This window comes from Pedobacter zeae (assembly GCF_014196715.1).
Classification (GTDB): Bacteria; Bacteroidota; Bacteroidia; order Sphingobacteriales; family Sphingobacteriaceae; genus Pedobacter; species Pedobacter zeae.
Genome location: NZ_JACIEF010000002.1, coordinates 1501183 through 1517507, shown reverse-complemented (window position 1 = coordinate 1517507; position 16325 = coordinate 1501183). Strand labels below are relative to the sequence as shown.

Here is a 16325-nt window from a genome sequence, read left to right as displayed (position 1 = left end):
ACAGAAGTCTGCCCTGCCGGGATGGTTACCGTAGTACCGATCGAAGTATAATCCGATCCGCTGGTAGCTGTGCCACCAACATTGTAGGTAATCTGCGTATCAGTAGTCGATGCATTACTTAAGGTAAAGGTAAACTCACCGGCTGTGCCTGGTTCTGCACCGTCTTTAGTGGCTGCAACAGTTACCGTGGCAGTGGTATTATCGGTAATGTTGATCGTTGCAGTTTTATCGGCAGGTACTGTTGTAATGCTTACCAATGGACTGTTAGAAGAAACAAGGGTCGCCACAACCGTTTCAGTGCCTTCAACGATGTTGTCAGTCAATACCGGGATAGTAATTGTTCCGGTAGTCTGACCCGCCGGGATGGTAATGGTCTTGGTTACGATCGTTGAGTAATCACTACCCTCTGTTGCCGTTCCACCCAAAGTATAGGTAATGGTGGTAGGTTGTGATGATGGATTACTTAAAGTGACCGTAAAGGTTCCGTTCACCGGACCGTTTTCACTGCCTGAAGTACCCGCAGTAATCGTAGCTACCGAGGTATCGTTATCGGTGATGTTCACCGTAGCCGGTACTGTACTTGCCGTAATCGATGGGTTGCTGGTTGCAGCAGCCATCGTTAAGATCACTGTTTCTGTTCCTTCAGCAATGTTATCATCCAGTACCGGTACACTTACCCTTACACTGCTCTGCCCTGCAGGGATGGTTACCGTAGTACCGATCGAGGTATAATCCGATCCGCTGGTAGCTGTGCCGGTTACCGAATAGGTGATCTGCGTATCAGTAGTCGATACATTACTTAAGGTAAAGGTGAACTCACCGGCTGTGCCTGGTTCTGCACCATCTTTAGTGGCAGCAACGGTCACCGTTGCTGTGGTATTGTCCGTAATGTTGATCGTTGCAGGGGTATTGCTTACCGTTACTGTCGGGTTACCCGATACAGTTAAAGTAGCCACAACCGTTTCAGTGCCTTCAACAATGTTATCCGTCAATACCGGGATGGTAATTGTTCCCGTAGTCTGACCCGCCGGGATGGTAATGGTCTTGGTTACGATGGCCGAGTAATCGCTGCCCTCAGTGGCCGTTCCACCCAAAGTATAGCTAATGGTAGTAGGTTGTGATGAAGGATTGCTCAGCGTTACCGTAAAGGTTCCGTTCACCGGACCGTTTTCACTGCCTGAAGTGCCTGCGGTAATCGTAGCTACCGAGGTATCGTTATCGGTGATGGTAGCTGTTCCTGTTGCTGTAGCAATGCTTACCAGTCCTGTTATTCCCGAAAGTGTAGCTGTAAAAGTTTCGCTGGCTTCCGCAATACTATCATCTATTATCGGAACAGTAAAAGTTTGTGTAGCGCCATTTACCGATCCAGCTGGGAAGGTAAGCGTTCCACTGGTTGCGGTATAATCGTCCGGTTGAACAGCTGTACCATTGGCAGTAGCAAAATTAACGGTAAAGCTATTCTGCACTGATCCGGTTAAGGTTACGGTGAAGGTAGCTAAACCACCGGTTACATTTTCTGCAACCGAAATATTATTGATAGAAACAGAAGCATTATCATTATCCACTATAGAAGTGGTTACAGTGGCATTACCTAAAGATGCCGGGCCTGTAATCGAACCGATAGAAACGGTATAGTCTTCCGTATTTTCAAGAATAGCATCATCAACTATAACCACAGGGAATGTGATGGTACCACTGGCTGTTCCAACAACCGATCCTGCCGGGAAAGTAATGGTTGAGCTGTTAAAATTATAGTCTGCAGCATTTGCCGTATTTGGTGTTATTCCGGTCACCACGGTTACCGGCGATGCAAGCGTTGTTCCGGCCGTTCCTGTAAGGGTAACGGTATAGTTAACCGTACCTGCATTTTCATTAACTGATGTTGGACCCGACAATACAACAGTTGGATAGATATTCACGTTAACGGTAATCGGATCGCTTACTACTCCATCGGCTGTTGTTAAGGTATAGGTATAACTATCTGTTCCGGTATAACCTGCATTTGGAGTATAGGTAACTTTTCCACTGGCATCAACCGTGGTGGTACCATGTGCACCATTACCTGCTAAAACAGTTGTATTGGTAGCTGTTACTCCATCATTAGCTTTAACATCGGTCGTTACCGGGGTATTCACCAAAGTATTGATGTTATCGGTTACGCCTACAGGTTTAATAGAAATGATAAAAGTTTGTGCTGCACTTTGGTTTACACCACCATTTGCCGTGCCTCCGTTATCATTTAACACTACAGTTACGGTAACCTTGCCTGCAAAATTCCCTGAAGGGGTGTAAGTTAAGTTTCCGGAGGCATCTATAGCAGGTTGTACCGTAAATGACGTATTACTGTTATTGCTCACTGTAAAATTAACGGTCTGGCTCGCAACCTCATCAGGCGGGCCAGCTAAAATAGCTGTAGCCCAATTATTTACGGTTTGCGCACCGGCATTTGCATTTACAAGTTGATCCGCGCCTTTTACAAAAGAAGGTGCATCATTTACCGGATTAACGGTTATGCTTAGTGTACTGCTTGCCGTACCTCCATTACCATCACTTACAGTATAAGTAATGGCCGGAGCGGTGCCATTATAATTGGCCACAGGCACAAAAACGTAACTGCCATCGGCATTAAGTGTAATGGTTCCAACGCCATTAATCAGGTTAGAAGAACCCGGAGCATAATCCACCCCAGCAATACTGTATTTCGTTATGGTTAAGGCATTATTATCGATATCACTATCATTGCTCAATACCCCATTTGCAGCATTAACAGTTAATGTTACATCTTCATTGGTCGATTTGGTATCGGCAGTTAAAACCGGATCGCTATTTACAGCAGTTATTCCGGCAGATGCTTTATTGTTACTGGTAACAGGATCATTTTGCGCTCCGGAAACAGTAGCGGTCGTATTATAATCAGTACCTACTTTTATTGTTGCAGTAATGGTTAATACACTACTTGCACCACTGTTTAAGTTACCAACCGTCCATACTCCTGTAGATGGATTGTAAGTTCCTTGAGTGGCCGAAGCAGATACGAACTGATATCCTGCAGGCAATAAATCAGCAACACTTACTCCTGTTGCATCACTCGGACCATTATTACCCGCCGTTACCGTAAATACTGCATTTTGGCCAACTTTTAAGAAGGCATTGGCAACCGTATTGGTTACATACAGGTCGGTACTGGATTGGATGCTCGTTGTAACTGTTGCCGATGTAGCAGCGTTTGTTCCCGCTTCAGCAGGAGTTGCTACCGCCGTATTGGACAAACTTCCAGTCGCACCCGAAGGGATAAGTCCTTTTATAGAAATACTTACCGCATTGGTTGATCCGGCCGGAATATTTGCCGTTAATGAAACCGAATTACCCGTTCCCGTACTTCCGGAAGTAACTGTTGCGGTTCCGGTTACACTTGTTGTCCAGCTTACATTTTGGATTCCTGATGGCACGGCATCGGTAATTACCGATGCAAGGGCATCGCTGGTGCTGGTATTCCTTACTGTAACAATATATTCGATTGCGGCACCTGCATTGGCGGTGGCCGGTCCGGTTTTAATAATTTCAAGCACCGGTACCCTGCTTACCACAGTACTGGCAGTGGCAGATGAAGCCGCAGCGCCAGCCTCCGAAGGTGTGGCCGTTGCCGTATTCGTTAACGTACCACTATAACCAGCCGGAACTTTTCCGCTCACCAAAATGGTAAAGCCATTGCCATTTCCAGCACTGATATCTCCCGTTACCGAAATATTGTTTCCTGTAACACTGCTGCTGGTAATAGTCGCGCTTCCGGTACTGCTTGCTGTAATGGCAACATTTGTAATTGCAGCAGGCACAATATCTGCCACACTTAAGTTCACAGCATTACCTGTTCCATCGTTGCTCACATTAATCAGATAATTAATGGTATTGCCTGCTGTTAAGGTAGCCGGACCTACTTTACTAATTTTTAATATCGGTTTCCTGCTCACTGTAGTCACCACCGCTGCAGAAGTAACCGGTGTACTTCCTGCTTCTGATGGAGTAATTGTAGCGGAGTTCGAAATTGTACCCGAGAACGAACTGCTTATTGTTCCTTTAATATTGATGATGATTGCATCATTTGTGCCAGCAGGGAGGTTAGCATTTACACTGATCGAATTGGTATTTCCTGAATTACCAGAGTTAATGATCGCATTACCCGAAGCCGTGGCGGTCCATTGAACATTGGTTAAGTTATTCGAAATGGCATCTGTAATTACGGCATTCAACGCTGTACTTGGCCCATTATTCCGAACGCGGATCTGGTAATTAATTTCCTCACCTGCTAAAGCTGTTGTTGGCCCGCTTTTGGTGATTACCGGACTAACCATAGCCGAAACAGCAGTTGTAGCACTGGCTGTTTTTGCAGCAACACCCGGTTCTGAAGGAGTTGCTGATGCATTATTTACGATAGTGCCAACATAAGTTGGGTTAATGGTACCGGTTATAACGATGTTAATTACACCATTTACCGGAACATTCACCACAGCAGAAACATTATTGGTGGTACCCGAAGCCGATCCATTAATTACAGCTCCATTGCTGGCCGTTGCTGTCCATTGTACATTACTGATATCAGAAGGAACCACATCAGCAATGGTAGTGTTTACAGCATCTGATGGTCCTGTATTGGTTAATTTTAAAGTGTAGGTAATCTGCTGTCCGCTGGATGCTGTGCCAGGTGCCGATTTAGAAAATGCTAAACCTGGTGTTTTCTGCAGCACTGTTGTTACCGGTGTAGAAACCACAGGTGGGTTGCCAGGTTCTGCAGGCGTGGCTGTAGCACTGTTTACTAGGTTTGCAGTTGCATTAGAAGCGACAACACCATTTACGGTAATCAATATTTTTGAATTACCACCTGCTAAAATATTTCCGGTTACAGATAATGCATTTCCGGTTCCGGTAGCCCCCGCGCTTACAGTTGCACCATTGCTAACGGTGGTACTCCAGGTTACATTTTGTATGGCTGCAGGAATTGCATCGGTAATTACTGTACCACTGGCATTACTTGGGCCAGCATTGGTTACTTCGATGGTGTAGCTTATCGGTAAACCAGCACTTAAAGTTGCAGGACCTGATTTAATTACGCTTAAATTGGTTTGTTTAGCCACAACGGTTGTAACAGTAGGCGAATTTACCGGCGTTCCACCAGTGCCAATTTTTGCCGATGCAGTATTCGATATATTTCCGGCAAAAGCAGGATTTATAGTTCCAACAACATTAATGGTAATGGTATTGCCCGAAGCAAAAGGAATATTTCCAACTACTGCTACATTGTTTCCGCTACCGCTTGCGCCTGAAGTAATTGAAGCTGCACCATTTGCTAAAGCCGTCCAGCTTACATTCGTAATATCTGTAGGAATTACATCTGCAATATTTACGGCCGTTGCATCACTTGGTCCATTGTTGCTTATGGTAATGGTATAATTTATTTGAGTACCAGATGCTGCAGTGCTTGGTCCGCTTTTCTGTACGACCAAACTTGGTGAACTCACAACGGTTGTATTCACCGTTGATGAATTGTTTGTGGTATTAAAATCTGTTATTCCTGGTTGTAAAGTTACTGTTGCGGTATTAGTTAGTGTTGATGCAGCAGTGTTGGATGGCACTTTCCCGCTCACTAAAATGGTAATGAAATTTGTACTTCCCGCGTTTATATCTGCACCTACAGAAATATTATTGCCGTTGCCTGTTGTTGGTCCGTTTATAGTAGCAGTTCCGCTGGCAGTTGCCGACCAGCTTACATTGGTAATACCTGCCGGCACAACATCCGAAATCGTTAATCCGCTAGCATCAACCGGACCATTATTAACAACTTTAATAGCATAGCTGATGTTTTCTCCTGCTGATATGGTCTGCGGACCCGTTTTACTGATCGCAATATCAGTCGATCTGTTAATGCTCGTGGTAACAGAACTTTGCTTAATATCACTAACAGTTACTTCAACTGTATTGGTAAATACTGCCCTGGCGGTTTGTTTGATGATACCATTAACAGTAACGGTAATCGTACCTGTTCCAGCGTTAATATTTCCCTTGGTTAATATCGAGTTTGTTGATCCTGAAGTCGTACCTGTAACTGTTGCACCTGCAGTAGCTACTGCGGTCCAGCTATTTACCTGAACATCTGGAGGTACATTATCAACAATAAACGCGTTGGTAATATTTCCGGCACCCGTATTGTTAACTACAATCGTATAGGTTATCGGGTCGCCTATGTTTGCATTGGCCGGGCCCGATTTTGAAACCCTAAATACAGGATCGTTATCTACAGTGGTTACCTTTGTTGAAGTGTTATCAGAAGGATCAGGATCTGTAATGCCCGAAGCTAATGTTGCCGTTGCCGTATTGGTAATAGTATTACCCTGTGTTAAGGCGGGCGAAACCGTTCCACTGATGTTAACCAGAACAAGTCCGGTTGTTGGTGGAATTGTTGCATTAAAGCTTACATTTCTTGTACTCTGATTCCCGGAAATATTTGTTGTTGCCCCTCCGGAACTAACCACATTCCAACTTATACCACTTACAATTTCGGTTGGTATATTATCAAGTATATCGGTTATAGCGGTACTTGGCCCGTCGTTTACAATGCGTAGGGTATATGAAATTACTTCACCTGCCCCCACGTTTGCCGGACCAGATTTTGTGATACGCACATTTGCTCTTCTAGTAGTAGAAGTGGTGACAGTACTGGTTGCAGGTGTTAAATCGGTTACACCTGTCGGCGGAGTTGCCGTTGCAGTATTTGAAATACTGGTGGTTAATGTTGGTGAAATCCTGCCAGTAACTGTAATGATAATTTTATCAGCCGTATTCGCAGCGAGGTTACCTGTAATATCGATATTTCCTGAACCACTGCCCACACTAGCTGTTGCCGCACCTTGTGTAGCCACTGTCCAGGTAGGTGTTAAAAGGTTTGCATCAAAATTATCCACAATTCTTGCGGCAGTAACATCACCAGGTCCCGCATTGGTTACCGTTATGGTATAACTTACCTGCTCTCCTGCAACTGCGGCTGTTGGTCCGGTTTTTTCTATTCTTAAATCAGCTTGTTTTGTAACTGCAGAAGTAACGCTATTCGAAGTTACTACCGGGTTACCTGCTTCTGATGGTGTTACAGTAGCTGAATTTAACAAGGAATTCCCTGCAAAAGATGCATTTACCTTACCCGTAATGGTTACATTAATGGAATTTGCTGATCCGGCCGGTATATTCCCTGTAATGCTTAAATTGTTTCCAGTTCCTGTTGCACCCAAACTTATACTTGCCGTGCCCGCAGTAGTGGCCGACCAGCTTACATTGGAAATACCACTTGGGATATTATCTGCAATTACGGCAGCAACTGCATTACTTGGACCTGCATTTTTGATATTTAAAGTATAGGTTATGTTTTCGCCAGCATTAACTGAAGATGGTCCGGATTTAACAATGGTAATGGCACTTTTATTCGAAATAGTGGTGTTTACTGCATTTGAATTAACCGGAGCTATACCTGCCTCAGTTGGTGTGGCCACAGCCTGATTGGTAATGGTTACATTACTTTGAGCAGCAGAAATCGTTCCTGTTGCTGTTATCGTTACTTTATTTGCAGTACCTACCTTTAAGTTGCTGGTTAAACTAACATTTCCGGTACCCGACGCTGCACTCACGGTAGATGTTCCCGCTGCCACCGCTGTCCAGGTTACACCGGTTAATTGTGTCGGTATAGCATCGGTAATACTTAAATTGCTGGCATTGGAAGGCCCGTTATTAACGGCTTCAATGATATAAGTAACTGTTTCGCCAGCCTTAGCTGTTGCCGGTCCGGTTTTGGTTAAACTGATTGATGGCAATTTACCTACCGAAGTGGTTACCGTATTGGATGTTTTAGGCGTAGCGCCACTTTCTGCAGGTGTAACCGTGGCACTATTGGCAATACTTGTTGCCGCAGTACCTGCATCTACAGTTCCCGTTACGGTAACGACAATTTTATTTGCTGCGCCTGCTGGGATATCGCCGGTTACGTTAACTGCATTTGTACTTCCTGTGGCACCTGCCGTCACAACAGCCGTTCCTGAAACTGAAGTCGTCCATGATGGGTTTAAAATACTTGACGGAATAGCATCGGTAATTACTGATGCATTTGCGTTGGCTGTACCTTGGTTGGTAACCGTAATGGTATAGCTGATCTGTTCTCCTGCGTTGATAGATGATGGTCCGGTTTTCTGTATAGCTAAAACCGGAATTTTGCTCACATTGGTGGTTATGGTTGATGTTGCAGGTGTTGTTCCACTTTCTGATGGCGTAGCGGTGGCGGTGTTAGCTAAACTACCGTTTAATGCCGCACTTACCTTACCGGTAATGGTCACGGTAATATGGTTGGCACTTCCGGCAGGTAGATTGCCGGTAATGGCCACGGTATTTCCGGTTCCGCTTGCCCCTGTCAATACCTGCGCATTACCTGTGGCGGTAGCCGTCCACGTTACATTAGTAACCTGGTTAGATACGGCATCAGCTATGCTTAAATTTTGAGCATCAGCTGTGCTGGTATTAAATACATCAAGGGTGTATGTAATATTCTCTCCTGCTGTTAATGCCGTAGGACCATTTTTAGTAATCGCTACCGTTGGTGTTCGATTAACCGTTGTATTCGTTGTTGATGATGGAGAAGGGCTTCCGGTTTCTGTTGCAGTTACTGTTGCTGTATTGCTTAACGTACCACCAAATGCCGGATTTACCTTTCCGGTAACCGTAATAATTACTTTATTTGCTGCACCTGCCGGAATGGTTACCCCTGTTTGCAGGTTGTTGCCACTGCCTGTTGCACCGGCATTAATGACTGCCGCTCCCTGAACAGTTGATGTCCAGGTAGGATTTAAAACCTGGGCAGAAATGGCATCATTTAAGGTTGCATTAATGGCATCACTTGGCCCGTTATTTCCAATTTCTATCGTGTAGCTGATATTCGCTCCGGAGATAAGCGTAGAAGGTGCACTTTTTAGTACAGTTAAACCCGATTGAGTGGTTACAGAAGTATTAACCGGGCTCGAAGTAGTTGGCGGTACACCGCTTTCTGCTGGCGTAACCGTTGCAGTATTGGTAATACTACCTGATGCATTGCTCGCTATTTTTCCGGAAACAGTAATCTGAACCGTACTGTTCGCCTGGAAACTTCCGGTTAAGCTCAGGTTATTACCCGTACCTGTTGCCCCGGCAGATATAGTTGCCGTTCCCGCCGTTACGGCACTTGTCCAAGTGGTATTGGTTATCGATGACGGTATGGCATCAGTAATTACGGTATTTAAACTATTTGATGGCCCTGTATTTTTTATGGTTATCAAATACACAATATTGTTTCCGGCAATTGCAGTACTTGGTCCACTCTTGGTAATGGTAAATACCGGTTTTCTGCTAACCGAAGTGATGGCCTGCGCATTTACAGGTGTGCTTCCGCTTTCCTGCGGTGTGGCTGTAGCAGTATTGGTAATGTTACCTTCAAAATCAGGTTTAATGGTGCCTGTAACATTGATAATGATTTTATTGGATGCCCCTGCCGGAACATTGCCGGTAAGACTGATATTATTCCCGCTGCCGGTTGCACCCGCTGTTACAGTAGCCGCGCCCAATACCTGGCTGGTATAGCTTACATTTGTTAAAGAAGCTGGCACAACATCTGCCAACTGTACGCCTGTTGCATTACTTGGACCATTGTTAGCAATCTGAATCTGATAACTAAGTGTATTCCCTGCAGTTTCTGATGATGCGGCAGTTTTTGAAAGGGTAACACCAGATGTACTGGTAATATTTGAATTTACACTTGAAGTACTTCCCGTTCCCTGTGGTTCTGCAGGAGTCACCGTTGCCGTATTGGTGATGCTTCCTGTTGCACCCGGATTTACCGTTCCCTGAATGGTCACATTTATGGCATTTGCACTTCCTGCCGGGATATTAACTTTCAAATTGACATTATTCCCACTACCCGATCCACCCGTGGTAACAGTAGCCGTACCTTCGGCAGTACTGGTCCAGGTTACACCTTGTATGGCTGCAGGCACCGCGTCGGTAATATCAGCATTTACGGCATTACTACTCCCGTTATTTACAATCCTTAAGGTATAAGTTACTGCCGAACCCGCTGTTAAACCGGAAGAGCCTGTTTTGGTAATGGCCAATACTGGCTTGGCATTTATAGTAGTATTATTGGTAGCTGTATTATTTGCCGTATTCGGATCGGTGATACCCGCTGGAGGAGTTAAATTTACCGTATTACTTAAACTTCCTGTTGCAGCGGCAGCTACTGTTCCCGTTATCGTCAAGGTTGCCGATTGTCCGTTGCTTAAAGTTAAGCCGGTCCAGTTTCCATTTGTGCTGGTATAGCTACCCGATGAAGTATTATAACCGGTTGCGGTAAAACCAGCAGGTAAAACATCTACAACTTTAACAATATCGGAGGTTAATAGCTGGCTCGTGCCATTATTAGTAAGCGTAATGGTATAAGTTAACGCTTCGCCTGCAATTACCGGATTTGGCGTTGAGGTTTTTGCGATGGCAAAATCTATCGAACGGTTTATTGTGGTTGCATCTGTTGCTGTGTTATTACCAGTGTTAGTATCTGTTGTTCCTGCCGGTGCAGTAACTGTTACTGAGTTATTTAAGGTTCCACTTGCATTGGCCGCAACGGTTCCGGCAATGGTTAATGTAGTAGATTGACCGTTGCTTAAGGTTAAGCCTGTCCAATTCCCGTTAGTTTGGTTATAGGTACCTGCAGCGGCAGTAAAAGTTGTTGCAGTAAATCCTGCCGGAAGGTTATCGACCACGTTTACCACATCAGTTGAGAGTAGCGCACTGCTTCCGTTATTGGTTAAAGTTATGGTATAGGTTAATACCCCGCCAGCTACAACTGGTTTTGGCGATGCGGTTTTTGTGAGCGCTAAATCAACCTGCCTGTTAATGGTTGTATTATCTGTTTGGCTATTGTTGGTCAAATTCGGATCAACCGTACCCGTTGGTGCGGCCACGCTTGCCGTGTTACTGATGGTACCCGATGCAGTTGCTGCAAGCGTACCTGCAATAGTTAAAGTTGCCGATTGTCCGGTTGCTAGAGTTAAACCTGTCCAATTGCCATTTGCACTGGTAAAAGTACCTGTTGATGCGGTAAAAGTATTTGCAGTAAAGCCGGCTGGAAGATTATCGGTAATCTTTACAACATCTGTTGACTTTAAGGTGCTTGGACCGTTATTCGTTAATGTGATGGTATAGGTTAAAGCATTGCCTGCAATAGCTGGTTTTGGCGACGCCGTTTTAGTTAATGATAAATCAATTGACGGAACCGGAACGATATTGGTAATAGAAGTCGAATTATTAGCAGGCGTAGGGTCTGTTTCTGCACCGGTAATATTCGCATCATTAGCATAGTTAGCCGCCGTAGCATTAGCATTAACCGTAGCCACAATACTTAATGTTTGTGAAGAGCCACTATTTAGTGCCCCAATGGTCCAAACACCTGTAGCTGCACTATAGGTTCCTGTTCCCGGAGTGGCACTTACAAAGGTATAGCCTGCTTTTAACAGGTCGTTTACCTGCACACCTGTTGCATTACTTGGTCCGTTATTGGTTGCGGTAATGGTAAAGGTTACATTTTCTCCAACTGTTGGATTTGTTTTATTTACAGTTTTAGCAATCTGTAAATCGGTACTTTCGGTATAGGTAATTACGACATCATCGGCAGAAGCTGCACAAGGAGAACTTGTGATGGTCCAACGTAAAGTAGCAGCGGTATTTTTTGCAATCGTTACCGTAGTATTGCGGTTTGTTGGCGCATTAATGGTGGCCGATCCGTTAACAACTGTCCAAACACCGGTACCCGAGGTTGGCGCATTTCCCTGTAAAGTAAATATTCCTGAGTTATATTGCGTTTGATCTGCCCCGGCATCGGCAGTTGTTGGTAATTGGCTCACTGTTACAGTTACCGGAGATGATGGCACAGATAAACATGTGGTTCCAGCGGTAGAAACTGTTGTTCTTCTGTATAAAGTGGTAGTGGTTAAAACAGGAGGCTGAAAAGTTGCCCCATTTGCACCTGAAATAACGTTCCACGTTGTTCCATTGGTTGAATTCTCCCAAACATAACTAATAGTGCCCGATCCTGTTCCATTACTTACTGAAGTTAAAGCAGCAGGTTGCGTATTGGTACAAATTGTCTGATTGCTGCCGATAGATCCGGCAGTTAAAACACCCTGAACGGTCACCGTAAAAGTAAATGTATTGCCCGAACAGCCATTGGCAATAGGCGTCACCGTAAAGGTTACCACTTGTGCCGAACCGGTTGTATTGGTCAAAGTTCCGGTAACACTTGTACCCGAACCACTGCTTGGAATTCCTGTTACATTGGTAGTATTATCCCTTACCCAGTTATAACTTGTTGCTCCACTAAAATTAACGGCAGTTATAGCTGAACCGCTGCAAATATTCTGACTGGCAGGTGTTGCCGATCCGGTTGGCAATGCATTTACCGTAACTGTAACAGCTGGTGTTATGGCTTCGGCACAGGCACCACTTTTAACCCTAACCCTGTAGTAAGTGGTAGCAGTTAAAACTCCTGGAGTGATGGAAGTTAAATTTTCTGTTCCTGCGATATCCGTCCAGGTACTGTTATTTGGAGAGGATTGCCAAAAAACAACATTGCCGGTCTGACCGCTTATAGATAATGCTGTTGGTGCAGTATTATAGCAAATGCTTTGCGAGCCATTTACCGTACCAGCCACAGTTGCCGGGCTCTGGCTAAGGACTACAGTACCACTAACTGTGCCGCTACATCCCGTATTATCGGTTACAGAAACCAGGCTATAGGTTCCCGCCGTTGTCGAAGATATGATATATGGACTTGATGTAATTCCGGTTACATTCACCAATAAACCTGCAGGGTTTCTGTAGCTGATACTCCAGTTCGGTGTTCCGGTTAGCGCAACCTGAAGATTAGGTGTTGGTGAAGGAGAACAAACAGTACCACTGGCGTTACCAACTATGCTCAAAGTACCGGTAGGTAACACACTGTTGTTAGTTAAAACTAAATCAGAAGTACTGGTACAAGTACCATTGGTTATCGTCCACCGGGCCGTTACAGGAGAGCCATTTCTTACCCCTACAACAGTTGCATTCACTTGATTAGGGTTGTTAAGCGTAGCAAAATTACCAGGATTGGAAATAAGGCTCCATTGTCCCGTACCTACAGTTGGGGTATTACCCGTAATAAAAAACGTACCATCGTTACAGGCCGTACCACCAGAAGTAATTGATGAACTGGCTGTAGTTGGATTGGCATATAATAAAACAGTTGAGTTGCTTCCTCCACTTACTGTTGCTGTATTAGACCAATTACCAGAGGATTGAACTGTCGTCGCTGTTGCAGTAATCGTAAAAGAGGCAGTTTGCCCGGCAGCAAGACCAGTACCTGAATTATAGGTAAAGGTATAAGTGGTACCAACATTCGAACGAGTCCATGGGGCAGTTGTTCCGGTTGAACTTACAAAAGTCATTCCTGTCGGAATTACATCTGTTACCGAAAAAGTATTCAGGTTTGTAGTGCCCTCATTTTTAACCGTAATGGTATAGGTCGCATTGCTACCTGTAGCAATACAGGTTGGACTAACTGTTTTTACGATAGATATGTTGGGTTTGGTTAACAGTAAATCTTCGTCTGTTAAAGCAGGATTATAGTTGCTCCCACCTACTGTTCCGCCAGTTTCATATGTGGTATTTGTGCCTGATATCGCAAAAGATGCGGGAGAAATTAAACGGCTTGGATTTGCAGCAGTACGTGTTGGATCGAGATAAGTTACCTGCGCCGGATTACTGTATGTGCCTGGAGCCGTTGAAGCCGGAATGGTAACCGTCAGTTGAATAGTAGCTGATGTTCCGGCAGGAATGTTAAAATTTCCCAATACCGGAGAAGTAGCCGTTCCGCTATTTGCGACTGTAACTACGGTTGATGGGCTGGTAGAATAAACAATTGTTGCAGATAAGAAGGTTAAACCTGCAGGCAGCTGATCGTTTATACGAACACCCTCTGCACCTCCACCTGTATTGTTAATGTTAATGGTGTAAACCGTGGTAGAACCTGCAGGCACTGAAACTGTCGGGTTGCTTCGAGATTTAGTGATCACCAGGTTTGGCAAACAGGTAGAGCTTACGCCCTGCAATTCAGGGGGTAAATCATTAAACGCGAACTGATTTACTACACCAGGAGTCGAACCATCTGTTGCACCATAAGGAACATTAGAATTCGCGTTCCCAGTTTGTGTAACACCATCATTTGTTCTTCCGCTTAAACCACCTGAAGTATTTGTTGTTATGGTAGCATTGGGAATTTTATAATAGATTACACCGCCGCCGCCACCACCACCAGGACCATGCGCCGTTGTAGTAAAAGAATTACCACCGTTACCACCTTTTGCCTGAATGGTCAAAGTAGCTGTAGGGCTTGGATTAGCAACATTTATAAATATTGTTCCCCCGGCACCGCCACCACCTGCGCCATCTGCAGCGCTACCTAAACCACCCGCCTCGCCCCGGCCTCCATTTGCTAAAATAGTTCCTGTTCCTTCAATTTTATTTGCGGTGATGAGGATAATACCCCCACCAACACCACCTCTAACACCGTTTGTTGCATTATTGGCATCCCCGGCACCACCTCCTCCTCCTAAAAATAATCTGTTTAATGCGTACGGAACTGCAGCGCCCTGTCTACCACCGGTAACTGTATTGTCGCCATCTCCGCTATTCCAGCCCCATCCGCCTAATCCACCTGCAGAGCCATTACCGCCACCGCCTCCACCGGCATTGTGCACGTTACCACCTCCACCAGCGTTCCCCGGTGCACCGCGACCATAATCGCCATCCGGATACCCCTGAACACCATTATCAACCTGGTTATATCCATCCCACATAAAACGCGGGGTACCCACAATTCCTTCTCCTTTTGTACTCGCTAAGGTCGAATTGGTGGTAACGTATAAGCTTTGCTGGGTATTTGCAATGGTACGGGGTAAAAGATAGCCCCCCCGGAAACCAGTTGCACTCGCATCAATCACACGACCATTCATGGTTAGCGTTCCGGCAACATCAATTGCAATTAAACCACCGGCTTTACCATTCCAGGGAATGGTTTTAATATCGGTAGTCATCGTCAGGTTCGAATATTGCATTAAACGCACCACCTGGAAACGTCTTTGTCCCTTTGTAGCAGTCGCATCCGAATTCACATAACTATTTACCAATCCCCCACCTGAACCAGCTGCCTTAAATTGCAATGTTCCTCCTGCAGTGGTTACATCATTAAGAGCCACCACATATTCGTAACGCCCGGCAGTTACGGTTCCGGTATAACCCGAGCCATTATTGGCCGCTATACCCGATCCGTATGATGAAGTATTCGTTGTATTGGCATCCGCACCCTGCATCTGGATAATCAACAACAAATTACCTTTGGTTATCTGGGTGTTACCAAAAGAAAACACGGTACTTCCCACAGTAAATGAGCCAGGTACAGGATCCAATTCTAAGGAGGTACTGCCTGCATTTAAGGTTATATTTCCCGATTTAGACGGATAGAATGTATTCGCTGCTGTACTTAAATTTCCGGCGCCATCTGCACCCGGCGTAGCACATACAGGGGTTTGTGCATTTGAAACAGCGGTATAAAAAAGTAAAATGGCGATAACAAGCGATGCACATTTGATGAAGTAACCAGCTGGCTTCCTTAAGTTAACTTTTTTACCAAAAAAAATGTACGAAAAATGAGATAGAGAGGGTAAATTTTTATTCATAAGCAGGGTGATGATGAAGTACTTGTATCATTAAGCAATGATACCATGTGTATTAGCTGTTTATAGGTTTAGACGTATTTACGTAATTTTAAAATCAATGGTTTTTTTAGAATAAAAAGCTAACGGATAACGCATTACACCTGTTCATTTTATTCATTTATTTCCGCAAAAGTACTAAACAAAACATTATTCAGTATTAGCAACTCTACAAGAAAGCTCAAAAATTGCATAATTAATAATACAATAAAACACAAATATGATATAAGAAAAATAGAATAGCCCTTTTAAGCACTTTCTGGTAGGTTTTTCGTTCAAGCGATACTTTTGATGTGTTGATTTTGATCAAATAAAAAATTACAACCTGTAGCTATATCGGTTTAGTTTCTTATTAAGTATATGATTAAAGTCGACTAAAAATCAAAAGCAACAAGGTGGTATGCCTTCCAAAACCCGAGTAATAGTTGGGTAGTTTAAAGTGCTTAAAGCAACATCAAATTCATCGCT

General features: G+C 44.5%; 1 protein-coding gene. It reads right to left on the bottom strand.

The features are described from left to right. Positions 1-15821: beta strand repeat-containing protein (locus tag GGQ60_RS12930; RefSeq protein ID WP_183764670.1), on the bottom strand; the 15821-nt coding region annotated here is incomplete at its 3' end. Positions 15822-16325: the final 504 nt, after the last annotated feature.